General features: G+C 63.9%; 27 protein-coding genes. 20 read left to right on the top strand and 7 right to left on the bottom strand.

Translation table 11 applies throughout. The annotated features are described in order from the left end of the window. The first annotated feature begins 82 nt into the window (after positions 1-82). The 3 genes from ACJYUO_RS09580 (at position 83) to aglF (ending at position 3,977) form a co-directional block, all read left to right on the top strand. Positions 83-1,534 (top strand): oligosaccharide flippase family protein, encoded by a 1,452-nt coding sequence (locus ACJYUO_RS09580; protein WP_494345146.1) that lies wholly within the window; start codon positions 83-85, stop codon positions 1,532-1,534. 88 nt (positions 1,535-1,622) lie between these two features. Beyond that, complete coding sequence (locus ACJYUO_RS09575; RefSeq protein WP_494345145.1) at positions 1,623-3,035, top strand: sulfatase; 1,413 nt, start codon at positions 1,623-1,625, stop codon at positions 3,033-3,035. Between the two features lie 207 nt (positions 3,036-3,242). Further along, positions 3,243-3,977 carry a UTP--glucose-1-phosphate uridylyltransferase AglF gene (aglF, locus tag ACJYUO_RS09570; RefSeq protein ID WP_494345144.1) on the top strand — a complete coding sequence of 245 codons (735 nt, stop codon included), beginning with the start codon at positions 3,243-3,245 and terminating at the stop codon, positions 3,975-3,977. A 69-nt stretch (positions 3,978-4,046) separates the two neighbouring features. On the opposite strand, the gene ACJYUO_RS09565 is transcribed toward aglF, so the two are convergent. Both ACJYUO_RS09565 and ACJYUO_RS09560 read right to left on the bottom strand, forming a co-directional pair. Continuing rightward, a complete protein-coding gene (locus ACJYUO_RS09565; RefSeq protein WP_494345143.1) occupies positions 4,047-4,574 on the bottom strand; it encodes a metal-dependent hydrolase in 528 nt (175 codons plus the stop codon). Beyond that, positions 4,558-5,121 (bottom strand): OB-like fold-containing membrane protein, encoded by a 564-nt coding sequence (locus ACJYUO_RS09560; RefSeq protein ID WP_494345142.1) that lies wholly within the window; start codon positions 5,119-5,121, stop codon positions 4,558-4,560. The genes ACJYUO_RS09565 and ACJYUO_RS09560 overlap by 17 nt, the downstream gene beginning before the upstream one ends. Positions 5,122-5,307: 186 nt before the next feature. On the opposite strand from ACJYUO_RS09560, the gene aglM reads away from it, so the two are divergent. Together aglM and aglJ are read left to right on the top strand one after the other, a co-directional pair. Next, entirely contained in the window at positions 5,308-6,597 is a 1,290-nt protein-coding gene (gene aglM / locus ACJYUO_RS09555; RefSeq protein ID WP_494345141.1) for a UDP-glucose 6-dehydrogenase AglM, read from the top strand. A 138-nt stretch (positions 6,598-6,735) separates the two neighbouring features. Then, positions 6,736-7,743, top strand: coding sequence for an S-layer glycoprotein N-glycosyltransferase AglJ (aglJ, locus tag ACJYUO_RS09550; protein ID WP_494345140.1), 1,008 nt, complete (start codon positions 6,736-6,738; stop codon positions 7,741-7,743). 65 nt (positions 7,744-7,808) lie between these two features. Here aglJ and ACJYUO_RS09545 read toward each other — a convergent pair whose 3' ends face one another. Beyond that, positions 7,809-8,138 (bottom strand): DUF5789 family protein, encoded by a 330-nt coding sequence (locus ACJYUO_RS09545; RefSeq protein ID WP_494345139.1) that lies wholly within the window; start codon positions 8,136-8,138, stop codon positions 7,809-7,811. Between the two features lie 132 nt (positions 8,139-8,270). On the opposite strand from ACJYUO_RS09545, the gene ACJYUO_RS09540 reads away from it, so the two are divergent. Continuing rightward, complete coding sequence (locus ACJYUO_RS09540; protein WP_006179895.1) at positions 8,271-8,480, top strand: ribbon-helix-helix domain-containing protein; 210 nt, start codon at positions 8,271-8,273, stop codon at positions 8,478-8,480. A 50-nt stretch (positions 8,481-8,530) separates the two neighbouring features. Here the strand turns inward: ACJYUO_RS09540 and ACJYUO_RS09535 are convergent, their stop codons facing one another. After that, positions 8,531-8,953, bottom strand: a complete 423-nt coding sequence (locus tag ACJYUO_RS09535; RefSeq protein ID WP_494345138.1) for a JAB/MPN domain protein-containing protein — start codon at positions 8,951-8,953, stop codon at positions 8,531-8,533. Between the two features lie 71 nt (positions 8,954-9,024). Beyond that, on the bottom strand, positions 9,025-9,708 hold the full coding sequence (locus ACJYUO_RS09530; RefSeq protein WP_494345137.1) for a hypothetical protein: 684 nt from the start codon (positions 9,706-9,708) through the stop codon (positions 9,025-9,027). 165 nt (positions 9,709-9,873) lie between these two features. Here ACJYUO_RS09530 and ACJYUO_RS09525 point away from each other — a divergent pair, with 165 nt between their 5' ends. Beyond that, entirely contained in the window at positions 9,874-10,560 is a 687-nt protein-coding gene (locus ACJYUO_RS09525) for a VOC family protein (protein WP_494345136.1), read from the top strand. A gap of 62 nt (positions 10,561-10,622) precedes the next feature. Here the strand turns inward: ACJYUO_RS09525 and ACJYUO_RS09520 are convergent, their stop codons facing one another. Then, positions 10,623-10,913, bottom strand: coding sequence for a DUF5779 family protein (locus ACJYUO_RS09520; protein WP_494345135.1), 291 nt, complete (start codon positions 10,911-10,913; stop codon positions 10,623-10,625). 229 nt (positions 10,914-11,142) lie between these two features. After that, the gene (locus ACJYUO_RS09515) at positions 11,143-11,598 is read right to left on the bottom strand and encodes a ferritin-like domain-containing protein (RefSeq protein WP_494345134.1); all 456 of its coding nucleotides are present in this window, start codon (positions 11,596-11,598) and stop codon (positions 11,143-11,145) included. Positions 11,599-12,096: 498 nt separating this feature from the next. Here ACJYUO_RS09515 and ACJYUO_RS09510 point away from each other — a divergent pair, with 498 nt between their 5' ends. The 13 genes from ACJYUO_RS09510 to ACJYUO_RS09450 all read left to right on the top strand — a co-directional run bounded on the left by ACJYUO_RS09510 (position 12,097) and on the right by ACJYUO_RS09450 (position 26,428). Continuing rightward, positions 12,097-13,341: a LeuA family protein gene (locus tag ACJYUO_RS09510; RefSeq protein ID WP_494345386.1), complete on the top strand. Its 1,245-nt coding sequence runs from the start codon at positions 12,097-12,099 to the stop codon at positions 13,339-13,341. Between the two features lie 326 nt (positions 13,342-13,667). Continuing rightward, the gene (gene ilvB, locus ACJYUO_RS09505; RefSeq protein ID WP_494345133.1) at positions 13,668-15,479 is read left to right on the top strand and encodes a biosynthetic-type acetolactate synthase large subunit; all 1,812 of its coding nucleotides are present in this window, start codon (positions 13,668-13,670) and stop codon (positions 15,477-15,479) included. A gap of 100 nt (positions 15,480-15,579) precedes the next feature. Then, positions 15,580-16,242 (top strand): acetolactate synthase small subunit, encoded by a 663-nt coding sequence (gene ilvN / locus ACJYUO_RS09500; protein WP_494345132.1) that lies wholly within the window; start codon positions 15,580-15,582, stop codon positions 16,240-16,242. Beyond that, on the top strand, positions 16,235-17,287 hold the full coding sequence (gene ilvC / locus ACJYUO_RS09495) for a ketol-acid reductoisomerase (RefSeq protein WP_494345131.1): 1,053 nt from the start codon (positions 16,235-16,237) through the stop codon (positions 17,285-17,287). Before ilvN ends, ilvC begins: the two co-directional genes overlap by 8 nt. 9 nt (positions 17,288-17,296) lie before the next feature. Beyond that, on the top strand, positions 17,297-17,587 hold the full coding sequence (locus ACJYUO_RS09490) for a DUF7989 family protein (RefSeq protein WP_494345130.1): 291 nt from the start codon (positions 17,297-17,299) through the stop codon (positions 17,585-17,587). Beyond that, positions 17,584-19,005, top strand: coding sequence for a 3-isopropylmalate dehydratase large subunit (leuC, locus tag ACJYUO_RS09485; RefSeq protein ID WP_494345129.1), 1,422 nt, complete (start codon positions 17,584-17,586; stop codon positions 19,003-19,005). The genes ACJYUO_RS09490 and leuC overlap by 4 nt, the downstream gene beginning before the upstream one ends. Continuing rightward, positions 19,002-19,643 (top strand): 3-isopropylmalate dehydratase small subunit, encoded by a 642-nt coding sequence (gene leuD, locus ACJYUO_RS09480; RefSeq protein ID WP_494345128.1) that lies wholly within the window; start codon positions 19,002-19,004, stop codon positions 19,641-19,643. The genes leuC and leuD overlap by 4 nt, the downstream gene beginning before the upstream one ends. Before the next feature lie 163 nt (positions 19,644-19,806). Further along, positions 19,807-20,721, top strand: a complete 915-nt coding sequence (locus tag ACJYUO_RS09475) for a DMT family transporter (protein WP_494345127.1) — start codon at positions 19,807-19,809, stop codon at positions 20,719-20,721. 190 nt (positions 20,722-20,911) lie between these two features. Then, a complete protein-coding gene (locus ACJYUO_RS09470) occupies positions 20,912-21,955 on the top strand; it encodes a carboxypeptidase regulatory-like domain-containing protein (RefSeq protein ID WP_494345126.1) in 1,044 nt (347 codons plus the stop codon). A gap of 173 nt (positions 21,956-22,128) precedes the next feature. Continuing rightward, entirely contained in the window at positions 22,129-23,109 is a 981-nt protein-coding gene (leuB, locus tag ACJYUO_RS09465) for a 3-isopropylmalate dehydrogenase (protein WP_494345125.1), read from the top strand. A gap of 244 nt (positions 23,110-23,353) precedes the next feature. Further along, complete coding sequence (glpR, locus tag ACJYUO_RS09460; protein ID WP_494345124.1) at positions 23,354-24,118, top strand: HTH-type transcriptional regulator GlpR; 765 nt, start codon at positions 23,354-23,356, stop codon at positions 24,116-24,118. Beyond that, positions 24,115-25,023 carry a 1-phosphofructokinase gene (gene pfkB, locus ACJYUO_RS09455; protein WP_494345123.1) on the top strand — a complete coding sequence of 303 codons (909 nt, stop codon included), beginning with the start codon at positions 24,115-24,117 and terminating at the stop codon, positions 25,021-25,023. The genes glpR and pfkB overlap by 4 nt, the downstream gene beginning before the upstream one ends. Before the next feature lie 199 nt (positions 25,024-25,222). After that, positions 25,223-26,428, top strand: a complete 1,206-nt coding sequence (locus tag ACJYUO_RS09450; RefSeq protein ID WP_494345122.1) for a PTS fructose transporter subunit IIC — start codon at positions 25,223-25,225, stop codon at positions 26,426-26,428. The last annotated feature ends 24 nt before the right edge of the window (positions 26,429-26,452 follow it).

The raw sequence follows: 26,452 nt of genomic DNA, 5'->3' as shown, positions 1-26,452 counted from the left end.
CGACACGAGAAGCGTGTCTCGAGTCTATCGCTGTTAGTATCGAAAAAAAGCCCTTATTGCCTTCCCGCTCACCGGTAGGTGTATGCGACTGGGCCAGACATCGATCGTTCACTTTACTTCCCGATTTTTGGCGTCCGCGCTGGGGTTCGTCGCGACGATATTTATCGCTCGGTTTCTCGGTTCCGAGACGCTCGGTATCTACTACCTCGTTCTCTCAACGGTCGCTTGGCTCGGGATCGCAGTGAAGATGGGGGTTCCGAGCGCGATCAATAAACGCGTCAGCGAAGGCGACGACGAGGCGGCCTACACAATCGCCGGCGGGACGATCGTCCTCGGCCTCTTCCTGATCGTCGCCGTTCTCACCCTGCTCTTCCACGAACGGATAAACGACTACATCGGCTATCCTGCTGCAGCAATCGTAGTACTATTCCTACTCGTTACTGTTGTCCAGTCGACTGTGAACTCGATACTGACCGGCCAACATCTCGTCCACATCTCCGGTATCTTCAACCCGATTCGGACCGGAACACGGAGTCTCGTCCAGATTGGAGCCATTCTCGCTGGTTTTCAGATCACTGGTCTCTTTATTGGATATACCGCTGGGTATGCATTCGTCTCCGTACTCGGTCTTTGGATAGCGATTCGGCACTTCGACTCGATCGAACTCCCGACGGCAGAGCACTACCATCGGATCGTCTCCTTTGCGGAGTATTCGTGGCTCGGCGAAATCCGGTCGCGTGCGTTCAACTGGGTTGATGTCGCTGTCCTCGGGTTCTTCGTGTCGTCGTCGCTCGTCGGGATCTACACGGCGGCCTGGAACATTGCGGTTTTTCTGATACTGTTCGGTGGGTCACTGAGTGAAACGCTGTTCCCCGAAATGAGTTCGCTCTCGGCAGATAACGACGCAGAATCGGTCGCAGAACTATTCGAGGTTGCGCTTACGTACGGTGGATTGATCCTCATTCCGGGTCTCGTCGGGGGAACGCTGCTCAGCGAACGATTACTCCGAATATACGGTGAGGAGTTCACGCAAGGAGCGATCGTACTCTCAGTTCTCATCGTCGCGACGTTGATTCAAGGATACCAGCGACAGTTCACGATGACGCTGGATGCAATTGACAGGCCCGACGTCTCCTTCAAAGTCAACGCCGTGTTCATCGGCGCGAACGTCCTTCTAAACGTCAGTCTAATCCCTATTTTCGGCGTCGTGGGTGCGGCAGCGGCGACTGCTTCGTCGGTCGCCATCAGTCTCGTGATTGCCTACATCGCGCTTTCGTCACTGGTCGAATTCTCCGTTCCTGTCGGAGAGATCGGACGACAGTGGGCCGCTGCAGGGATCATGGGCCTCTTTGTCTACACCGGTCTCTGGCTCGAGGCAGAATACGTAACTGTCAGCAGTAACATCGCTGTCGTGCTAACACTCGTTGGCTTCGGCTCGGCCGTCTACTTCACGGCCCTCGTTGCCATCTCTTCGCACTTTCGGCTGACCGTTGAGCAGAACCTTCCCATGGATCTTCCGCTCAATTGGACCTGACGAGTACGATAGCGTGTCTGAATCTGAACTCGCGATACCGTTCCCTGTTACCGAGAAGGTTTTATCAGGTTGCCGATGAGCATAGTATGTGACATCGCCTAACGTTCTCCTCGTCGTTCTCGATAGCGTTCGAGCGGCGAATACGAGCCTTCACGGCTATTATAACGAGACGACACCAAATCTGGAGGAGTTTGCGTCGGAGGCGACGGTGTATACGCAGGCGCGCTCACCGGGAATTCATAGTATCGCAAGCCATGCAAGCCTCTTCACGGGATACGAGGTTGCTGAGCACCATGCTGTAGACCACACGGCAGAACTCAAACGGGGGACAACCATCTGGGAAGAACTTTCCGAGGAAGGGTATCGAACCGGTCTCTTTACCTCAAACACTGTCGTCGCCGAAGCGTCCTCGCTTGCACGGCCGTTCGACGATGTCGATGGGCCGTCATCTTCGATGTACCCGTTTCCTGATGCGTTGTCGCCCGATGAACTGAGCGGCGCGACCGGAAAGACGGAGTATCTTACCGCTGCACTCGGCAGTGATCGCCCCCTCAAATCGTTATACAACGGTGTTAGCGATCAGATAGAACGTATGCGCGGACCCACGGTTGATTACGACGAGAGTCGCCGGCATATCGAATCGTTTCTCGAGTGGACCGACGACCGGAATGATCCGTGGGCAGCGTGTATAAACCTCATGGATGCCCACTATCCATACCTTCCGGCCACGAGGTACGATCAATGGGGTAGTTCGGAACTCCGGGGACTCCACGAGGAGATCAGTGAGCCGTTGTTACGCGAGTTTCTGAGCGACCGCCCATGGTGGCAACTCGGTGCATTCGAATCACTGTACGATGGGTGCATACGGCAAGCCGATGCAATTGTCGGCGAGCTGATTGAGTCGCTGAAGGCCCGAAACGAACTTTCCGAAACCCTTCTCGTTATTACGTCCGATCACGGCGAGGGATTCGGAGAACCGTGCGAGCTCGGGACTCCGATACGGCTTATCGACCATAATTTCGGGATCAACGAGCAGCTAACACACGTTCCACTTCTCGTTAGTACACCCGACGACGATAGCGGATTAACTATTAATGACCCTGTTTCGCTAGCCCGATTCCCCGATGTCGTGCGTGCCCACGTCAGGGGCCGTCCTCGAACGTTCGAGAGCGATGACCCGGTCGTCACTTCGACATATCGGATACAGGAACCGGGTGACGAACTTCCGCTTGAACCGGACGACAGAGAGCCGTACTTCGGCCCGTGGCACGCGGTGTACAGCACTCGAGATGACGGCGTTCGTAAGGATGTGTACAATGGCGAACGGGATGCGTGCATCCAGATCCGGAACGCTCGAGAGCGATCCGTCGTCGGTCACGCTGACCGAACTCTGGTAGAAGAAACTATTGGCGCTCTCCAACCCGCCGATGTCGTTTCCGGTACACAACAAGCATCCGACTCGATCAAACAGCGACTGAACGATCTCGGGTACATTCAGTAATCCTCGAGATCCGGACTTTTCGTTGGCTATTCATACCTCCCGAAAACAACGTTTCACCGCCTTTCGATCTGATTTCTGTTCCCCATTCACGCTTGGTCCAAGGATCCGCTACAGACTGTGCATACGGCCCAGAGCGATTGACCGGGCCGATTGATCCCGAGAAGCAGTCCCGAAGACATATAATACTCAAGTATAATCGGTGAGCACATGCAAGCAGTCGTGCTGGCCGCCGGCAAGGGTACTCGCCTCCGGCCGCTCACCGAAGACAAGCCGAAGGTCCTCGTCGAGGTCGACGGAAAACCGCTCATCGAGGACGTCATGGACAACCTCATCGAGGTCGGTGCGACCGAGTTCGTCCTCGTCGTCGGCTACATGAAAGAGAAGATCATCGAGCGCTACGGCGACGAGTACGAGGGCGTTCCGATCACCTACGCCCACCAGCGCGAGCAGCTCGGACTCGCCCACGCGATTTTGCAGGCGGAACCGCACATCGACGACGACTTCATGCTCATGCTCGGGGATAACGTCTTCCGGGCGAACCTCGGCGACGTGATCAACCGCCAGCAGGAGGAACGGGCCGACGCCGCGTTCCTCGTCGAAGAAGTCCCATACGAGGAAGCCTCGAGGTACGGCGTCCTCGACACCAATGAGTACGGTGAGATCGTCGAAGTGATGGAGAAACCCGACGATCCGCCGTCCAATCTCGTCATGACCGGGTTCTACACGTTCACGCCGGAGATCTTCCACGCGTGCCACCTCGTCCAACCCTCGGCGCGCGGCGAGTACGAACTGCCGGACGCGATCGATCTCCTCATCCAGTCCGGGCGGACCATCGACGCGATCCGGATGGACGGTTGGCGCATCGACGTGGGCTACCCGGACGATAAGGACCGCGCCGAAGAGCGACTGGGAGACGCTGAAGTCGCAGCTCCGACAGAGTAACGACGGCACCTTCTCGCTCTATCGCCGCTCGAGCACGCTTCGTACTCTTCTTCGGGCGATTACGTACCCTCACTCGAGCGTCGCCGAACTCCCCTCCGGTCGCGAATCGAGCCGTCGCTCGAGCCCCCAGACGAGGAGGGCACAGAACCCGGCGACGAGCGCCGGCCAGTAGTCGGTGCTCATGTAGAGTCCGCCGGCGGGCGGCCGGTACTCGGTCAGCGGCCAGAACGCGGCGTAGGAGTAGCCGGTCGGCGTCATGAGTCCCAGATCGAGGGCGTGGTGTGACGCCGCACCGAGTGCGACCAAGAGGACCGCGTCACGGCGGTACTCGGGGGCGAACAGAAGCGACCCGAAAAGAGTGACGACGACCGTCCCGCCGAGGGTGTGCAACGGGCCCCACGCGAACGGAACGCCAAACAGGTAACTGACGAGCTCATCCGGGATCACGAGGTCGATTTTCACGAAGTCGGGCGAGAGCGCGCCGACCATTGCGAGCGTGACGTGTCCTCGCCGCAGCCGCTGGTAGCGAATCGACAGGAGTGTCCCGATGACGTAGCCGACGAGGACGTGCGTGAAGACATCAGGCACCGCGATCACCGCCGTTTCCGATACCTCGAGATCCCGAAATCACGTCACGGAGCGAGAGCGGATGGTCCCGTCGGACGAACGCGAGCCGATTGCGGTCGAACCGCCAGTCGCGGGCGAAGCGGCCGGCGACCCAGAGGCCGGCGACGAACGAGACGAGGAGCATGTACGCCGTCCCGGCCGTATCGCCGACCGTTGTGCGCTCGACGGCGAGGCTCGATTCGTCCTCGAGCGTGCCGAATGCGGTCACGCTATCGCCCCGCTCGAGCGGGCCGTCCCCGTTCTGGAGCGCCTCGTTCGCGTTCAGGAGGGTGAACCTGCCGGAGCCGCTGGCGCGGGTGGCGATAATGACGGGGTCCGTCTCGACGACCTGTCCACCGAGGGCGACGCGCTCGCCGACGTAGGCCTCGCGGTTCTGTGTCACGTCGACCTCGGTCGGATGGTCGCTGTCAGTGAGGTCGCCGGGTATCGTGCCAGACCAGCACACGAGTCCGATCAGCACGGCGAGGAGGGCGACGCCCACAACGAGGCGACCGCGTTGACCGAAGGGTTCCTGCATGCCTCTCTAGAGGCGTCCGAACGGAAAGAATAGCTTTCGTGTTCGCGACGGTTCCCGATCGCAGTCGATCCCCCCGCTCGAGAGCGAGTCGAAGTCTCTTTCCGGTGCGGTCGGTCGAAGAGCACGGGCCTACGAGCCGACGACGAACCCAAAAAGGACTAACGAAACGGGCGCATCTCGTCCCCTATGAACGTCTCCATCGTCGGCAGCGGCTACGTCGGAACCACCGTCGCCGCCTGCCTCGCGGACCTCGGCCACGACGTGATCAACATCGAGATCGACGAGGACATCGTCGAGGCGATAAACGCCGGCGAGGCCCCGATCCACGAGTCAGGTCTCGCCGAGCGAATCGCCGAACACGCCGGTACGACCCTTCGCGCGACGACCGAGTACGACAAGGCCCGCGACACGGACGTGACCTTCCTCTGTCTGCCCACGCCCCAGTCCGACGACGGGAGCCTCGACCTCGCGATCATGCAGGCCGGCACGGAGTCGCTCGGTCGCGCGCTCGCGGACACGGACGACGACCACCTCGTGGTCGTCAAGAGCACGGTCCTGCCGGGCACCACCGAAGACGTCGTCGGCCCGATCCTCAAGTCCGAATCCGGGATCTCGCTCGGCGATGGCCTCGAGATTGCGATGAATCCCGAGTTCCTGCGGATGGGAACCGCGGTCGAGGACTTCCTCGAGCCGGATAAGGTGGTCTTCGGAACGGCGAGCGAAGGAGCCGCCGCGACGCTGCGGGAACTGTACGCGCCGATCCTCGAACGAGAGGAGACGGACCTCGTCGAGACGGACATCCGCGAGGCCGAACTCATCAAGTACGCGAACAACGCCTTCCTCGCGTCGAAGGTTTCGCTGGTCAACGAACTGGGCAACATCGCCAGGGAGTACGACGCGGACGCCTACGAGGTGCTCGAGGCGGTCGGCCTCGACGACCGGATCTCGGAACGGTTCATGCGCTCGGGGCTCGGCTGGGGTGGCTCCTGTTTCCCCAAAGACGTCAACGCCCTGCGGGCCGGCGCTCGCGAGCAGGGGTACGACCCCGACCTGCTCGACGCCACGGTCGCGGTCAACGACGAGCAGCCGCGGCGGCTCGTCGGCCTACTCGCGGACCACGTCGACCTCGAGGGGGCCCGGATCGCGGTCCTCGGACTGTCGTTCAAACCCGGCACCGACGACATTCGGAAGTCCCGCGCGCTGGACGTGATCGAGTACCTCGCGGACCGCGGCGCGGATATCGTCGCGTACGATCCGGTCGCCATCGAGAACGTCCGGCCCGACTATCCGGAGATCGAGTACGCCGATTCGGCCGAGAGCGCACTCGAGGGGGCCGACGGTGCCGTCGTCGCGACTGACTGGCCGGAGTTCGACGACCTCTCCTTCGAGGGCATGGCCCAATCGGTCGTGGTCGACGGTCGGCGGATCGAGGTCGACGAAGACGCCCTCGACGTGTACGAGGGACTGACTTGGTGACGCAGCGAGTGGTGAGGGCACACTGAGCGCCCGTCTCTGATCGTCCTCGGAGCCGAATAAGTCGACGACACGCCGACCTAAAAGCCCGACACTGGTCAATCAGTAACCTTTTGCAGTTCGGTGGGGGAGTAGTGCCCGATGGAAGATGACGCGGTTCGTGCGGGCTCGAGTATCCTCTCGGACGGCGCGGGGACGGTCGCCGTAGGCGAGGATACCCGCGAAATCTCGTCCGACGACGTGTGCATACTCATCCCGACGCTCGACGAGGCGGCGACGATCGCCGACGTGATCGAGGGCTTCTACGAGCAGGGGTACACGAACGTCGTCATCGTCGACGGCGACTCGAGCGACAATACGCGCGAGATCGCCCGCGAGCACGGTGCCGAGGTGCTGGTCCAGTCCGGCGACGGCAAGGGCCAAGCCGTCCGTGAAGCCCTCGAGTACATCACTGTGCCGTACGTGTTGATGCTCGACGGCGACGGAACCTACGATCCGGCCGACGCCGACAAGATGCTCGAGCCCCTCTCCCGGGGGTACGAGCACGTGATCGGCAACCGCTTTGCCGACATGGACGACGACGCGATGCGCGCCCTGAACGGCTTCGGCAACCGGATGATAAACCGCGCGTTCGGGTTCGTCCACGGGGCCAACTACGAGGACATTCTCTCGGGCTACCGGGCGTTTACCGTCGACTCGTTCGAGCGGCTTTCCCTCGACTCGGACGGCTTTACGATCGAGACCGAACTCGCCGTCGAGTGTGTCAAACACGGCGTCGAGACGACGGTCGTCCCGGTCAGTTACAGCGCCCGGCCCGACGAGTCGGAAACCAACCTTCACCCGGTCAAAGACGGCGGCACGATCCTGTTGGCGCTGTACTCGCTGGCCAAGACCAACAACCCGCTCTTTTACTTCGGGAGCCTCGGCGTGAGCGGTATCCTCTCGGGCGGCGTCATCGCGACCTACGTCCTCTGGGAGTGGATCCAGTACCAGCAGGGCCACGAGATCATGGCACTCGTCTCCGCCGCCGCCGTTCTCCTCGGCGTCCAACTGCTCATGTTCGGCGTCCTCTCGGACATGCTCGTGACCCTCCACCGCGAGCAGCGACGCCGCCTCGAGCGGATCGCTCGAGACTCGCGCGACGAGTAACGATCACCGAAAAATCTCTCGGCTCCTCCCCTAACAGCGACGAGCGGTGGGCGACGACCCCGGTTTCAGAACGGTAACAGCGAGCGAAACTGTGCGACGACGCCGTTCGAATTGTTCCGGCGGTACGCCTCGAACGGTTTGTGGAGCGCGTTCAACAGTTCCTGTCGGGAATCGAACTTTTCTTCCGGGACTTCGGCGAGCATCTCGCCGAGCGGCACGTCGTTCCCGTGGACGTCGTAGGGAATGTGCTCGTGGCCGATCTCGGCCCTGATATCGTCTTTCGTCGCCGGGAACGACAGCTCCGAATCTCTGAGGTGAGCGTCGACGGCGGCGATACCGAACTCGATACTGTCGGGTTCCTCGTCGTCTCCGCTCGATGGTGGCCGGACTCCCATATCTATCTCCCGCTACGGAGCCAGATATAAAAATGGCTGTGGAGACGGGCGGCGGCCGCAGCACCCGGTCGGCCGAACCCGCGGCTCGTCGCCCGTCGACACTCCTTTGGGCCCCGCGACGGAGTATGGGATATGACCGAGTACACCACGGTGTCGATCCCGAAGGATCTCGCAGACCGGGTCGAGGACACCATCGAAGGAACGAGCTTCCAGAGCACGAGCGACCTCGTTCGATTCCTGCTTCGCAGCATCGTCATCCAACACCAGAAGGAAGGCGAACTCACCGAAGCCGAGTTCGAAGAGATCACCGAACAGCTCCGCGGCCTCGGCTACCTCGAGTAGCTGGATCCGTCCCTTCGCCGCTATCACCGTTCGCCTGTCTCGAGTGCGACTCAGTCCGTCAGCGATTGCCCCGGCGGCGAGGCGTCGACGATCTCGAGGGGCTGGCGGCTCCCACTGCGGTCGAACGCGCCGAACGACCGCTCGTCGTCACCCCACGGCGGGACCGCGACGAAGATCACCTGCGCCAGATCGTCCCGCCGCGTCACCTCGAGTTCGCCGACGGGGTGGGAGACGAATCGGCCCTGCGTCTGGCGGGCGGGCGTCGAGAGATCGACGCCGAAAACGGCGTTGACGGGGTTGCCGGGATCGGGGAGAAAGAAGTCGGTGAAAACCGGCGTCTCGGGCGGGAGTCCGTCCGCGCCCTCGAGGTCGCTCGCCGGGGTGACCGAGACGCCGGTCGTCACGTCGTCGGGATCGGCATCGCTGGCGAGATCCAGCAAGACGTCGACGAGCCCGCGGGTTACGTAGACCACAGGGCTGCTTTGAGTGCGGGGTAGTTAGATGTATGCCCCGCGGGGATTCCGTTGGTCCCCATCGTCGTTCGTTACACGGGAAGCATGTCCCACGCCGTCGACGCGTACAGCCGCGGGGCTCGCTTTCGGGACCCGGCGAGAGCCGTCTCGAGGACGCGTGCGGCACCGTCCATCACGCCGGGTCCGTGCCCGACGAGGACGCGTTCGGGCGCGACGCCGCGAAGCGCCGCCCGCGGCGGTTTCAGCCGCAGCGCCGGGTGGACGCCGAGTTCCTCGTCGCCGGCCAGGAAGTAGTCGACGGTCCCGACCGATTCGGGGACGACGAGCGTCCCGTCGGCCGGGTTGTAGAGGGCGACTTCCTGCCAGAAGCGGCTATCGACGAGCGTGATGGCGCGGATGCCGGTATCCGAAAGTTCGTCGTCGAAGCGGGCGACCGCGGCGTCGATCTCCTCGGTGACGCCCTCGAAGAACTCGGGGAGGTAGACGGGGACGTCGTGTCGGTCCGCGACGGCGGCGGCGTCGCGTTTGTGCCGATCGAGGGTGACGACGACGCCGGCCACGTCGCCGAACTCGGCGACCAGGTCGTCGATCCCCTCGGCGTCGACGGGGTCGATCACCCAAACTTCGCCGTCTACCGCGAGGGCGTGGCTTGCGCGTTGCATCTGCTCGTCGGGATGGGCGATCCAGCCGACGCCGCCATCGAAGCGATCGATCTCGCGGAAGTCGGTCGCGCGCTCGTCGACGCGAAAGTTCATACGACTGTGATACGGCCTCACACCTCATAAACGTAGGTAAACGGTTCGGTACGCGGGTTCCGTTGGTGTATCGAACAACGATGGGGCCTCGAGCGCTCGCTCGTGGTCCCTTCGGCGGTGAGTACCGGCGACGCTTCTATGCACCCGCCCCGCGTACGGTCGGGCATGCTCACCGGGCTGGCTTGGCTCGCTCTCGAGGCGAAGTACCTCGAGCCGGCGAGGGAGTTCTACGAAGAGCGGTTGGGACTGACCGTCCGCAAACGCGGAACGACCGAACTGGTTTTCGCGGCCGGCGAGACCGATCTCGTCTGCCGCCGCCCGGACGACTTCCCGCGGGGCGGCCTGCACACGCACTTCGCGTTCTCGATTCCCGAGGCCGAGTACGACGACTGGTGGGACCGACTGGACGACGACTACGACCTCGAAGAAGCCCGATTCGGCCCCGCGCGGTCGCTGTACCTGTACGACCCCGACGGGAACTGCGTCGAACTCGGGCAGCAGGACGTGGCCGGCCCCGGAATCGACGGGATCTTCGAGGTCGTCCTCGAGGTCGAAAACCTTGAGCGCGCACGGGCGTTCTACGAGGAGCTGGGATTCGAGACCGTCGATACGGGCGAGGACCGCAAGCGCGTGCGACTGCACGGACCGATGGCGCTCGAGCTCTGGGAACCCCACCTCGGTATCGCCGACGCCCGCGGCGGCGTCCACGTCGATCTCGGCTTCGAGACGGACGATCCGAGCGCGGCGCTTGCGGCGGTCCGAGATCGGATCGGCTCGCTCGAGCGGGAGACCGAGGAGGAAATCGTCGTCCGTGATCCAAACGGCCACTTCCTGACGTTCACCCTGCCGTGACTCCCCGGCTTCGACGCCAGTAGCAATGAATCAGTTCGATTCCTCGCCGGTGCTACCGACGCTCAGAGCCGCTCGGTACTCACGTCCACGCCCGGCGGCGTCACGAGCAGAAAGCCCCGGAAGTGGACGAGGTTCCCGCCCGCCTCTTTGATGTCTCGCGCGAATCCGGCGGCCAGATCGTTGACATCGCCGTCGACGTTCAGAACCAGTACGTTCCCCTTCGAGATCGCCTCGAGCCACTCGTCGGGCGACGTCTCCCCGTCGAGAACGCCGAGGACGATGCTGCCCTCGATCTCGAGTTCGTCGTCGATGTGCTCCTCGACGGTTCGAAGGTCGAGGTCGAAATCGCTCATACCGGGTGGGTCGAACCGGGATGAGAAAAACGTTCGGCTCCAACCTTTTGCGCCGTGGTCTATTGCGAGCGAGGCATTTTCGCCTCGCTCGCAATGGCCCTCGGCAAAAGGTTGATCAAAAGCCTCCTCCCTCCGTTTCGACTCGCTACGCGAGCCTTCACATCGGTTGTCGGCCCGCTCACGGCTCCGCCGTTCGCGGAACTAGACGTAAACGCCCTCCACGCAACGACTAGTCCATCGGGAACTCCTTCTGGAACCCGCGGAACTCCGTGCGGTGGGCCTCCTCGTCCGCGAGGATCGTCACTGCCACGTCCTCCGTAACGGGATCGTTCGCTTCCGTCGCGGCCTCGATCAGCGACCGGTAGGTCTCGATAGCGTCTTCCTCGGCATCGAGAACTCCCTCGATGACCGATTGAACGTCGGTCGTGTCTTCGGGGGGCTGGAGACTGTGCTGGCTGGCCTCGAACGACTCCGATCCCGGCGGGGACTCGTCGAGTTGTTTCAGCCGCTCGCCGAGCATCCGGGCGTGGTCGAGTTCCTCCTGAATGTCCTCCTCTAGGCTCGTCTTGACTTCCTCGGCGTGGATGCCATCGAGGACGATCGCGTTGGTCTGGTAGTTCATCACGGTCTCGAGTTCGTCGATATATGCCCCGGTCAGTAGATCGGTGATCTCGTCGGTCGTCATGCCGCTGGTTCCTACCACGAGAAGACATAAAATGCTCATACGCGCGATTGCGTCGTCGTTCATGTCACAGACAGAGCTCGGCCGATGGGTCCCGGTTCGCCTCCATTCGAACTCAGTCGCAGTATTGGTACTGCGACTTCGAGCGCGACCCTCGAGTCGCGACGGCGATAACTGGCCGCTCGTTTCTGGATCGTCTCGCAATTGGACGATTTTTATTTCGGGGCGGTGTTTGGCAAGAGAGATCGACCGAACGTCCATGACAGGTCGCGCGCCAGCATTCAAGCGAGCAGATCGGCGGCGAACGAGGCATAATTCGCGATCACTACGCGGAATTCGCGTGCTCAGCCGAATTCGACTAAACAGTACTAGGATGTACGAGTCTATAATAGGTCCTCGCCCTCTTGCGGTTTCCCTACCTACACGATCGATTATGAATGTCACAGGATACCGTACATCGTCGTCGACAGCGGTAGCTTTATATATATCGTCGCACCTCGGATTCAGATACAATGTCTTCACAAGACAGCCCATCCTCTGATACCAATCAGGGGGGTCGAGTTCTTCCAGGGCACGTTAGATTCCACTGACGAAATAGAGTCAGCACGTGTCTTCGATACGACCCTCCGGGACGGCGAGCAGTCACCCGGCACATCGTTTTCCTACGACGACAAACGGCAGATCGCGTCCATTCTGGACGAGATGGGAACCCACGTCATCGAGGCCGGGTTCCCCGTCAACTCCGACGCGGAGTTCGAGGCCGTTCGTGATATCGCTTCGGCGACCAGTTCGACGACCTGCGGGTTAGCCCGCGTCGTCGACGGTGACATCGAAGCAGCGCTCGATTCCGGCGTCGAAATGGTGCATACGTTCGTGTCCACCAGCGACGTCCAGATCGAGGATTCGATGCACGCCACCCGGGAGGAAGTCGTACAGCGCGCAGTCGAGTCGGTCGAACGCATCAAAGAGGCAGGTGCGACCTGCATGTTCTCGCCGATGGATGCGACTCGAACCGACGAGGAGTACCTGATCGAGGTCATCGAAGCGGTCTCCGATGCGGGTACCGACTGGATCAACATTCCCGACACCTGCGGCGTCGCCACGCCGACCCGGTTCCGGGCCATGATCGAGAAGATCTGTGCCCACACCGACGCGCGGATCGACGTCCACACCCACGACGACTTCGGGCTGGCCACCGCCAACGCCTTGGCCGGCATCGAAGCGGGTGCGGCACAGGCGCAGGTTTCGGTCAACTCGATCGGCGAACGGGCCGGCAACGCCGCCTTCGAGGAGTACGTGATGGCCGTCGAGTCGCTCTACCAGTGCGACACCGGGATCGACACGACGCGCATCACCGAACTCTCGAACATCGTCGAGGAGAAAAGCGGGATGGACACGCCGGGCAACAAGCCCATCGTGGGCTCGAATGCCTTCTCCCACGAGAGCGGCATTCACGCCGCCGGCGTCATCGAGAACTCCGATACCTTCGAACCCGGCGTCATGACCCCCGAAATGGTCGGTGCCGAACGCCGACTGGTCATGGGCAAACACACCGGGACCCACTCGGTCCGCGAACGGCTCGTCGAACGCGGCTTCGAGCCCACCGACGAGCAGGTCCGTGCGGTCACCCGCCGAGTCAAAGACTACGGGGCTGAAAAGCGCCGCGTCACGGTCGACGACCTCGAGCGCTTCGCCGAAGAGGCCGACATCGAGCGTCGACACGAGGAGGAGGAGGTGCGCGCCTGAGCGATGTCCTCCCCGTTTGCCACCGTCCGCGAGCCTCGGCTATCGCGTTCGAGGAATCGGACTCGAGTGACCCGTAACGATTATGTCCCTCGAGAGAGCTACGTAGACAGTAATGACGGTCCGCGCTCCACTGTCGGCTCGCGTTCGCACGGTCGGCACCAGCGCGCTCGCTCCGATTCGTATTGTAGGGGCGTTCTAGCCCCATTTTCAGTATCTCGTAGCTTGAGACCCGAATTCGCGGTATCGTTCTCCGAGCGATCACGACCCCAGCAGATGACACACTACCGTACACCACCCGATCGCCTGCAAACGGCGGGAGACAACTCATGAGCGAACGCGCAGCAAAGGTCACCCCAGCCGAGGACGAACAGGACGACGACCAAATCACCGACAGCGCCGCGCCCGACGCGGCCGCTGACGCGGCGACCGACTCCGAGACCACGACCGACCCCGTCACGACGGGTGCCGAATCCGTCGTTCGAGCGCTCGAGAACGCGGGCGTCGAGTACGCCTTCGGCGTGCAAGGCGGGGCGATCATGCCCGTCTACGACGCGCTCTATGACTCGGACATCTACCACGTGACGATGGCCCACGAGCAGGGCGCGGCCCACGCGGCCGACGCCTACGGTATCGTCTCGGGCGAACCGGGCGTCTGTCTGGCCACGTCGGGGCCGGGCGCGACCAATCTGGTCACCGGCATCGCCGACGCCGACATGGACTCGGATCCGCTGCTTGCCCTGACCGGGCAGGTCCCGACGGAGTTCGTCGGCAACGACGCGTTCCAGGAGACCGACACCACCGGCGTCACGACTCCGGTCACGAAGGAAAACACCTTCTCGAGCGACCCGGATCGCGTCGGGAGCGACGTCAGCGAGGCATTCGCGCTCGCCCGCGAAGGTCGACCCGGTCCGACGCTGGTTGACCTGCCCAAAGACATCACGAACGGCGAGACCGACCGTGAGCCGGACGCGCCGAACGTGCCCGACACCTACGAGGTCCAAGAGCGGGCCGACGAGGAGATCGTCGCGGCCGCGGCCGAGCGGATCGAGAACTCCGAACGGCCCGTCTTGCTGCTCGGCGGCGGCGTCATCAAAGGCGAGGCCAGCAAGGCCTGCCGGGCGTTCGCCATCGAACACGAGATTCCGGTCATCACCACGATGCCCGGCATCGGTGCGTTCCCCGAAGATCACGAGCTGTCCCTCGAGATGGCGGGGATGCACGGCACCGGCTACGCCAACATGGCGATCACCCACTGCGATACGCTGATCGGGATCGGCACCCGGTTCGACGACCGCCTGACCGGCGGCATCGAGACCTTCGCGCCCGAGGCCGAGCTCGTCCACATCGACATCGACCCCGCGGAGATCTCGAAGAATATCTACGCGGACTACCCGCTGGTCGGCGACGCCGAAACGGTCGTCGAGCAGCTATCTGAGGCCGTCGACGAATCGCCGGAAGCCAAGAAGTGGCGCGCGCAGTGCCAGCAGTGGAAATCCGACTATTCGATGGCCTACGACGCCCCCGAGGACGAGCCAGTCCAGCCGGAGTTCGTTATCGAGGCCCTAGACGAGGCCACGAGCGACCGCGCGATCGTCACCACCGGCGTCGGCCAACACCAGATGTGGGCCTGCCAGTACTGGACCTACACCGAGCCCCGCACCTGGGTCTCGAGTCACGGGCTCGGCGCGATGGGGTATGGCCTGCCCTCGGCGATCGGCGCGCGGATCGCGGCCGACGACGATCAGGAGGTCGTCTGCGTCGACGGCGACGGCTCGTTCCTGATGACCCTTCAGGGGCTGTCAGTCGCCGTCCGCGAGGAACTCGACATCACCGTCGCCGTGCTCAACAACGAGTACATCGGCATGGTCCGCCAGTGGCAGGACGCCTTCTTCGACGGCCGTCACTCCGCGTCGGACTACGGCTGGATGCCCGAGTTCGACAAGCTCGCCGAAGCCTTCGGCGCGCGCGGCTTCCGGATCGACGACTACGACGATGTCGCCGAGACGATCGACGAGGCAATCGCCTACGACGGCCCGTCGGTGATCGACGTCCACATCGATCCCGACGCCAACGTCTATCCGATGGTGCCAAGCGGCGGCGACAACGGCCAGTTCGCACTTACGGAGGACCAGCTATGACTGTCGGACAAACCGCGTCCGACTGCAACCGAAACACCGAGACGGCTTCGCCGTCTCGAGCGTTGCTTCACTCCGTTCAGCAACACACGAGGTGTTTCGCATGAAACGCGGACTCGAGGGTCCCGAACCCGAAGAGCGACCGTCCCCCGCGGGACGGCGCAACAAGCAAGGCATTCGCATCGACCCCGAGGTCGAGGCGACCCACGAGCCCCGCCGGACAGTCATCTCGGCGCTGGTCGCACACGAACCCGGCGTGCTCTCGGATGTCTCGGGATTGTTCTCGAGGCGGCAGTTCAACATCGAGAGCCTGACCGTCGGCCCGACCGAAGACGAGGATCGCGCGCGGATCACGATCGTCGTCGAGGAGCCCGACCCCGGAATCGACCAGATCGAGAAACAGCTGCGCAAGCTCGTGCCGGTCATCTCGGTCCGGGAACTCGAGCCCGACGCGATGCGCCGGGAACTGGCGCTGGTCAAGGTCGACGCCGAGCGCCCCGATCAGGTCGCCGCCGTCGCGGACATGTACGACGGAAAGACCGTCGATTCGAGTCCGGAGACGGCGACGATCGAAGTGACCGGCGCGCGTCGAAAGATCGAGGCCGCGATCGATACCTTCAGCCAGTTCGGGATTCGAGAGATCTCCCGGACAGGGACGACGGCGCTGGCCCGCGGCACGGACCGAACGGCCGCGCCCGCATCAACAGCACAGTCCGCCGACGAGGCGAACCACGACGACCAATACACACCAGCAGACGATGACTGACGACTTCACCACCGACATCTACTACGACGACGACGCAGACGTATCGACGCTCGACAACGAGACCGTGGCCGTGCTGGGCTACGGGAGCCAGGGTCACGCCCACGCGCTGAACCTCCACGAGAGCGGGGTCGACGTGGTCGTCGGCCTACGCGAGAGTTCGTCCTCGCGGTCGGCCGCCGAAGCCGACGGGCTGACCGTCGAGACGCCCGCCGACGCGGTCGCACAGGCCTCCTACGTCTCCGTGCTCGTACCCGACACCGTGCAGGCGGCGGTTTACGAGAACGACATCGAGCCGAACCTCGAGGCCGGCGACACGCTGCAGTTCGCCCACGGGCTGAACATCCACTACAACCAGATCGAGCCCCCGGAGGGCGTCGACGTGACGATGGTCGCGCCGAAGAGTCCGGGCCACCTCGTCCGCCGCAACTACGAGAACGACGAGGGGACCCCCGGTCTGCTGGCGGTCTATCAGGACACGACCGGCGATGCCGAAGAGCGCGCCCTCGCGTACGCGAAGGGCATCGGCTGTACCCGCGCCGGCGTCATCGAGACGACGTTCCAGGAGGAGGTCGAGTCCGACCTCTTCGGCGAGCAGGCGGTCCTGTGTGGCGGCGTCACCTCGCTGGTCAAACACGGCTACGAGACGCTTGTCGACGCGGGCTACTCGCCGGAAATCGCCTACTTCGAGTGTCTCAACGAACTCAAACTGATCGTCGACCTGATGTACGAAGGCGGGAACATGGAGATGTGGAACTCCGTCTCCGACACCGCCGAGTACGGCGGTCTCACCCGCGGCGACCGGATCGTCGACGACTCGGTTCGAGAGAACATGGAAGAGGTCCTCGAGGAGGTCCAGAACGGCGAGTTCACGCGCGAGTGGATCGTCGAGAACCAGGCCGGCCGGCCGAGCTACAGTCAGCTTCGGAACGCAGAGCAGAACCACGACATCGAGGAGGTCGGCAGCCGACTGCGCGACCTCTTCGCGTGGGCCGAGGAAGAGAGTGAAGACGAAGACGAGTCCGTCCAGGTGCAGGCGGACGACTAACGAGCACACATGAGCGACACCGACGACACAACGGACACGATGGCCGACGTCAGCCACACCAACCCCTACACCGAGGACACAGCCGGTCGGCTGTTCAGCCGCGGGCCGACCGTCGTCGCCGACGGCGGGGAGTCGGCTGAGACCGAAGCCAGCGAAAACGGGCGCACAGAGACGGATCGAACGATGCGTAACGTCGACCACACGCCGCCGAAGCAGGCCGACGACGCCAACCCCGTCTTCGAACGCGGCACCGAACACGGTCGCCGCGCCGAGCGCGACACCGTAGGAGACGAGCAATGAGTCAGGGCACGCTATACGACAAGGTGTGGGATCGACACAAAGTAACCCAGCTGCCGACCGGACAGGATCAGCTGTTCGTCGGACTCCACCTCATCCACGAGGTCACGAGTCCGCAGGCCTTCGGGATGCTCCGCGAACGTGACCTCGAGGTCGCCTACCCCGAACTGACCCACGCGACGGTCGACCACATCGTCCCGACGGCCGACCAGTCCCGGCCCTACAAGGAGGACGCGGCCGAGGAGATGATGGCCGAACTCGAGGCAAACGTCCGCGACGCGGGCATCGAGTTTTCGGACCCGACGACCGGCGATCAGGGGATCGTCCACGTCATCGGTCCGGAGCAGGGCATCACCCAGCCCGGCAAGACGATCGTCTGTGGCGATTCCCATACGTCGACTCACGGTGCCTTCGGCGCGCTCGCCTTTGGCATCGGGACCTCCCAGATCCGGGACGTGCTCGCGACGGGCACCATCGCCATGGAGAAACAGAAGGTCCGCAAGATCCAAGTCGACGGCGAACTCGGCGACGGCGTCGAGGCCAAGGACATCATCCTCGAGATCATCCGCCGACTCGGTACCGAGGGCGGCGTCGGCTACGTCTACGAGTACGCCGGCGAGGCCATCGAGAGCCTCGGGATGGAAGGTCGGATGTCGATCTGTAACATGTCCATCGAGGGCGGCGCTCGCGCGGGCTATGTCAACCCCGACGAGACCACCTACGAGTGGCTCGAGCAGACCGACTACTTCCAGGACAACCCCGAGAAGTTCGACGAACTCAAGCCGTACTGGGAGTCCATCCGGAGCGACGCGGACGCCGAGTACGACGACGTCGTCCACATCGACGCGAACGAACTCGAGCCAGTCGTCACGTGGGGGACCACGCCCGGACAGGGGATCGGCATCTCCGATCCGATTCCGGAGCCGGAGTCACTCGCCGACGAAAAACAGGACACGGCCCGGCGCGCACAGGAACACATGCGCGTCGAGCCCGGCGACACGATGGAAGGGTACAACATCGACGTGGCCTTCCTCGGCTCCTGTACGAACGCTCGCCTGCCGGACCTGCGACGCGCTGCTCGGATCGTCGAAGGCCGCGAGGTCGCCGACGACGTCCGCGCGATGGTCGTCCCCGGCAGCCAACGTGTGCAGAAAGCCGCCGAGGAGGAAGGGCTCAAAGACACCTTCGAGGAAGCCGGCTTCGAGTGGCGCAACGCCGGCTGTTCGATGTGTCTCGGCATGAATGAGGACCAACTCGAGGGCGACGAGGCCTGTGCCTCCTCCTCGAACCGGAACTTCGTCGGCCGCCAGGGCTCGAAGGACGGCCGCACGGTGCTGATGAACCCGCGGATGGTCGCCGCTGCGGCGATCACCGGGGAAGTCTCTGACGTGCGCGATCTGAAGGAGGTGAACCTCGCATGAGCGGTAGTGATGAGGTAGAGATTCCGGAAGTCAACTACGTGTCCGGCTCTGGCGTCCCCATCCGGGGCAACGACATCGACACCGACCAGATCATCCCCGCGCGGTTCATGAAGGTCGTCACCTTCGACGGCCTCGGCGAGTTCGCGTTCTTCGACCTGCGGTTCGATGACGACGACAACCAGAAAGAACATCCGTTCAACGAGGACCGCTATCAGGACTCCTCGGTGATGGTCGTCAACAGCAACTTCGGCTGTGGCTCCTCGCGCGAGCACGCGCCCCAGGCCCTGATGCGATGGGGGATCGACGCGATCATCGGCGAGAGCTTCGCCGAGATTTTCGCGGGCAACTGTCTGGCGCTCGGTATTCCGACCGTGACCGCCGACAGCGAGACGATCGAGGACCTCCAGGACTGGGTCGACGAAAACCCCGACAACGAAATCGACATCGACGTCGAGGCCGAGGAGGTTACCTACGGCGGGAACACCATCGACGTCACCGTCGACGACGCCCAGCGGAAGGCGCTCGTCGACGGCGTCTGGGACACGACGGCACTGATGAAGTCCAACGCCGGCGCTGTCCGCGACAAGGCTCGAGAGCTGCCGTACGTCGACGAGGCGGCGATTCCGGAAGCCGAGTAAGCAACCGACGCCGGCTCCACTCGGCTTGCTCGAGACAGTCGAGAGAATCTCGTTTCGAGACTCGAGCGAACTGCGGTGACGGATTTCTACAGCCTTAAACGGAGAGCACCGGGTGACTACCGATATCGCGAGATATTTCGGCACCTGTCCGCTACCATTTCCTATGTCTCGGTCCCTCGATGCGTCGCTTTTCGTGTTGCTCGCCGTTCTCTGGGGACTTTCCTTTCCGGCGATTTCGATCGGACTGGAGACACTCCCGCCGCTGCTCTTCGCTGCCGCTCGGTACGACATCGCGGCGCTACTGTTGCTCGCCGCCGCGGCCGTTCGCGTCGAGGAGTGGCGGCCGACCGCGCGCAACGATCTCGCAGCAGTCGCCGGCGGGGGCGTCTTCCTCATTGCCGGCAACGGCCTGCTCTTTCTCGGCCAGCAGACAGTGCCCAGCGGCGTCGCCGCGATCCTGCAGGGGTTGGTTCCCATCGTCACGGCGCTGTGGGCGATCCCATTGCTCGGCGAGCGACTCTCGGCGCTCGGTGCCGTCGGCGCGGCCATCGGCTTTCTGGGCGTCGGCCTCGTCGTCCAGCCCGATCCCAGCAACCTGCTCGCGGGCGACACGGCCGCGCGGCTGCTCATCGTCGGGCAGGTCTGTAGCGTCGCGCTCGGCGGCGTCCTGATCCAGCGTGCCGGCCCGACGTTGGAGCAGTTACCGCTGGTCGGGTGGTCGATGCTCGTCGGCGGCCTCGTCTTGCACACCGTCAGCCTCGGTACGGGCGAGGTTCCGCGCCTCGAGGTCATCAGCCCCGTTTCCGCGGGCGCGTTGCTCTACCTCGGTGTCTTCGCGACCGCGGTCGCGTTCATGATTTACTTCTCCATCCTCGAGAAATACGGCGCGTTCGAGGCGGCGCTGATCGGCTACGCCGTCCCGATCGTGGCGACCGCTGCGAGCGTCGCCCTCCTCGGCGAGGAGATCGGTATCCTCACGTTCGCCGGCTTCGGCCTAGTGGCGATCGGCTTCGTCCTCCTCAAGCGGCGTGCCCTCGCCGACGCGATCGGATTTTCGACTGGCGTCGGCAGTCCCTGATAGGGAATATCGTCGTCACCCGGATGTGTCGTGGTTCTCGACTCAGTCGCGTGTCGTGGTCCTGTCTTCCGAATCGATGAACTCCGACGATACTCCCCATGAAACGCGGTCGTTCGGGGTGGTCGCGACGCCATCCGGCGGCCGAGTTCGATAACTACGTTTAACCCCGCCGGACCGCTTGGTTCTCGTAATGTCAATCGGGGCAAGGGATCGATCCCGATTCCGGGTGGGGATCGTGCTGCTAGCACTCGCGCTCGTCGTCGCCGTCGCAATCGTCTCGAGCGTCTCCGTGGGGGCTGCCGGCGGCGACGATTCCCGATCGTCGACGCTGACGCCGACCCGCGACGAATCCGCGGGAAACGAGACGGCGATCGTGGGGACGGTAACGGACGCGGAGACCGGCAAACCGATTCAGAACGCCTCGGTTACGGTCATCGGTGACGGCGGAACGGGCGAGACGACGACGGGTTCAGCGGGAGCGTTCGAACTCACCGGTCTCCCGGGCGATCGGGAGTACGCCGTGACCGTCGAGAAACGCGGGTACGAATCGACCACCGAAACGAGGTCCGTTCCCGCCGGCGAGACGACAGCAGTCGACGCCTCGCTCGCCGGGTCCGGAACGATCGCGGTCGCGGTGGCGGACGCCCACTTCGACGAGCCGATCGAATCGGCGACGGTCGATGCGATCGGGGCCCGCGGAACCTACTCTGGCGTCCGCAGCAACGACGGAACGTATCGAGTCGAAAACGTACCCTCCCACGACGACTACGAACTCCGCGTGCGCGCCACGGGCTACGTCGACGACCGGCGAACCGTCTCTCCGTCGACGGGAGCGGGACGCGTCGAATCGGTCGCGCTACGGGGGAACGCCGTTCTCGAGGTCGTCGTCGAAACGGCGGACGGAGAGCTGATCGAGGACGCAACCGTTTCGGTCACACGTGACGAGGCCGCGTTCGAGGCCGCATCGACGACCGACGACGCGGGGACGCTCTCGGTGACCGTTCCCGGCACCGGCGAATCGTACTCGGTCGCGGCGGCCGCTTCGGCGTTCGAGCCGTCGAGTGTCGCGACCGGTGCGGTCGAAAGCGAGGAGACGGCGGCCGTGACGGTGGCGCTTTCGGCACCGCTCCCGATATCGATATCGAAATTCGCGACGGCAACGATCGTGGCCGTGGTGGCGGTCACCATGCTAGCCGGAACGCTCCTCGCGCGAAGCTATCGTTCCGGGCCATAACGTTCGTATTCCGTCGAATCCGTCGGTTAGGGCCCTCGAGGCGTGGCCGACCCTCGCAGGACGATCTTCCGTCCCGACTTCGATCCGGCGTCGTCGCTCTCCGAGATGAGCCCCGAACCGAACCGTCCCGAGACATCGGTACCCTCTTTTCGACGTGCGGTAGAAGATAGGGCATGACTCACGAAATCGCCGTCATTCCGGGCGACGGGATCGGACAGGAAGTGACACCCGCCGCGGTCGAGGTCCTCAAGGCCCTCGAGATCGACTTCGAGTTCGTCGACGCCGACGCGGGCGACGCCGTGAAAGCAGAGACCGGTGAGGCGCTTCCCCAGGAGACCTACGACCTCGCGGCGTCGGCCGACGCGACGCTATTCGGCGCGGCCGGCGATACGGCAGCTGACGTCATCCTGCCGCTCCGAACGGCCGTCGACTCGTTCGTCAACGTCCGCCCCGCGAAGGCGTATCCGGGGATCGACGCCGTGCGACCCGAGACCGATCTGGTCTTTTTGCGGGAGAACACTGAGGGCGTCTACGCGGGCCACGAGGATCGACTGACCCAGGACGTGTCGACGCTCACCCGCGTCGTCACGGAGTCGGCCTCCGAACGGCTTGCCGACTTCGCCTGCGAGTACGTCTCGGGCGACGACCACGACGGCTTTACCATCGCCCACAAGGCGAACGTCATGCGCGAGACGGACGGGCTCTTCCGCGATACGGTCCGGGACGTGGCCGACGCGAACGGCGTCGAAACCGACGAGGTGCTGATGGACGCCTTCGCGACGCGGGTCTGTCTCGACCCCGAGCAGTTCGACGTGGTCGTCTGTCCGAACCTCGCGGGCGACGTGCTTTCGGATCTGGCGGCCGGACTCGTGGGCGGTCTCGGTCTCCTTCCCTCGGCCAACATCGGCCCGGACCGCGCGCTGTTCGAACCCGTCCACGGCACCGCGCCCGACATCGCCGGTGAAGGGATCGCAAACCCCGCCGCGACGATCATCTCCGCTGCCATGCTCCTCGAGTACCTCGGCTACGACGAGGAGAGCGACGCAGTACACGAAGCCGTCGAGGCGACGCTCGAGGACGGGCCGCGCACGCCGGATCTGGGCGGCGACGCCTCGACCGAGGACGTGACCGACGCGATCATCGACCGGTTGTAGCTTTCCCGCACGAGTTCTGCTCGGTTTCGGTGCCGGCTCTCGATCGCGTTCCGAGATCGGCTTTCGATTCCGGCACCGGTCCGGGTTCGCGTTTCGTTTTCACCGCTATCGTTTTGCCCTACCTGCAGCCGACGAGCGAACGCGATCCACCCCGTAACCGTTCTATGCAAACAGAAACGCTCGCATAGATCGGTATAAACAAATAAAACCGTGCAGACCTGAGACAGTACCGAAGACGTTCCCCATGTTACCCGAACAGCGGAAGCGAAAGATCGTCGAACTCGTCTCGGATCGGGACGGCTGCTCGGTCGACGCACTGGCCGACGAGCTCGGCGTGTCGAAGGCGACGATCCGGCGTGATCTCGATGAGCTAGAGGACGAGCGACTGATCGAGCGGTCCCACGGCGGGGCGGTACCGATGACTGCAGTCGGCCGCGAGCAGACCTACGGGCAAAAGGAGGTCCAGAACCTGGAAGCGAAGGCCGGGATCGGTTCGCGGGCGGTGACGGAGATCCACGACGGTCAGGTCGTGTTCTTCGACTCGGGGACGACCACGATGCAGGTCGCGATGCAGGTGCCGACGGATATCTCCTTCATTCCGGTGACCAACTCCCCGCTGCTCGCGCTCGAACTCGGGAAAGAGGCAACCGACGTAAAGCTCACCGGCGGAACGCTCCGCCATCGGACGCGGGCGCTCGTCGGCCCGAGCGCGGAGGCGTTCATGGAGCGAACGAACTTCGATCTCCTCTTTCTCGGAACGAACGCCCTCTCCGACGACGGGAGCCTGACGACTCCCAACGAGGACGAAGCCCGCATGAAACAGCTCATGGTCGAGAGCGCCGAGCGCGTCGTGCTCGTCGCCGACGAGACCAAGTTCGGAGAGCGAAGTTTCGCCCAGTTCGCCACCCTCGAGGACATCGACGTGCTGGTGACCGACGCCGAACCGACCGGCGAACTCGCCGAGACGTGTACGGCGGCCGACGTGATCGTCGGGGTGGAGGCCGGATGATCGCGAGCGTCACGCTCAACCCGGCAGTCGACTACACCGTCGAGTTGCCGGACGCACTCGCTGACGGCGCGATCGCGCGAGCCGACGAGTACCGCTACGACGCGGGCGGGAAGGGGATCAACGTCTCGAAGTACCTGGCAGCACTCGGCGTCGACACCGTCGCGACCGGTCTGGCCGGCGGCCGGCTCGGGCGATTCCTCCGGGACGAACTGTCGACGGGCGGGATCGCGACCGATTTCGTCGAGATCGAGGGCGAGACCCGACTGAACACGACCGTCCTCACGGCCGATGGCGAGTACAAGATCAACCAGAACGGTCCGCAGGTCTCGGGGGTCGCGATCGAGACGATCGGCGAGCGGCTGCGCGAGTACGACCCCGAGACGGTGGTCATCGCCGGCAGTCGCCCGAAGGGCGTCGGCCCCGACGCGATCGATCGACTCGCCGACGCTGGGCCCTGGGAAACGGTCGTCGACGTCGACGGCGCGACGCTCTCGGCGCTCGAGGGGGAGTACGCGCTCTGCAAACCGAACCTCGAGGAACTCGCGGCAGCGACGGATACCCGGATCGACGGCGTGCGGGACGCGCTCGCGGCCGCCGACGCGCTTCGGGCGGATGGCTTCGAGCGCGTCGTCGCCTCCCTCGGTGACGAGGGAGCCGTGATGGCGACCCCGGACCGACACCTCCACGCGCCCGCGAGGGACGTCGACGTGGTCGATACCGTCGGTGCCGGCGACTCCCTGTTGGCCGGCGTCCTCGCTGCGCACACGCGCGGCGAGCCGGCGGCTCAGGCGCTCCGATCCGGCGTCGCTGTCTCGTCGCACGTCGTCTCCGTCTCGGGGACCCAGGTCCCGCCGCTGACCGACGTCAACAGTGAGCGGGACGGGATCGCGGTGTCGACGTACTGATCGCGCGCGGTCGTCCGGTCGACCCGATCGATGCGGGAGGTGACACGGTCTATCGTCCCTCACCACTACTGACCTTCTCACTGCACCCTGTCCGTCTCCGCCCAGGACTTACTAAGACAATATTCAGTAGGAAACAAACATACTCGAAACTATTTTGGAACAGAGATACGAACGTTTCGCTATAGCGTGTTAGATAATTATGAACGATAGGGTAGCAAACAGAGTTCGCACGCACCTCACGTCGGTGAAAGAGGACCTGATGACGGGCGTATCGTTTATGATTCCGTTCGTGACGATCGGCGGGATCTGCCTCGCGCTCGCGTTCATGGTCGCGGAGCTGCCGGAGACGATTCTCGGAATCACGATGCCCGGTGCCGGGGCGACCACCGAGACCGTCTTCGAGGACACGGGGACCCTCCCGTGGTACCTGGCCCAGATCGGCGATCTCGGACTAACGATGATGATCCCCGTACTGGGCGGGTACATCGCGTACGCGATCGCGGACAAGCCCGGACTCGCGCCCGGATTCATCCTCTCGTGGGCGATTCAACAGGCGGCGATCATCGAAGCCGCCGGGCTGGTCATCGGGTTCGAATCCGAGGGGGCGACCGCCGGCTTCCTCGGCGCGATCGTCGCCGGCCTGCTCGCGGGCTACGTCGCCCGCTGGATGAAAGGCTGGTCGGTCCCGTCGGTCGTCTCGCAGATGATGCCGATCCTCGTGATTCCCGTCTTCACGACGCTGCTGCTCGCGCCGATCGTGATCCTCGGACTCGGCGTCCCGATCGCCATAATCGACGAGGCCCTGACGTCCGCACTCGAGGGCATGCAGGGGTCGAACGCCCTCCTGCTCGGGGCGATCCTCGGCGGGATGATGGCGGTCGACATGGGCGGCCCGATCAACAAGGTCGCGTACGTGTTCGGTACCGTCCTCGTCAGCGAGCAGATCTTCGCGCCGATGGCCGCCGTGATGATCGGCGGGATGGTCCCGCCGCTCGGCCTCGCGCTCTCGAACTTCATCGCGCCCCAGAAGTACGCCGCGGAGATGTACGAGAACGCGAAGGCAGCCGTACCGCTCGGCTTTGCCTTCATCACGGAGGGAGCGATTCCCTACGCCGCCGCCGATCCGCTCCGGGTCATCCCGTCGGCGGTCGTCGGCAGCGCGACGGCCGGCGCGGCCGCGCTCTGGCTCGGCGTGACGATGCCGGCACCCCACGGCGGCATCTTCGTCATGTTTCTCTCGAACAGCATCTGGCTGTTCCTCGGCTGCATCGCACTCGGGACGGCGGTCACGGCCACTGTCGCCACGCTGATCAAGCCAGACTACCACGAGCGAGTCGCCGGCGCCAAACCCGCAAAGTCCGTAACCGACTCCGGACAGACGAACGCAGGACAGACGAACGACTGACTACCTGACGCGATCCCCCACCGT

The organism is Natrinema sp. CRL1, from assembly GCF_059162405.1.
This window is presented reverse-complemented; position numbering and strand designations above follow the sequence as displayed.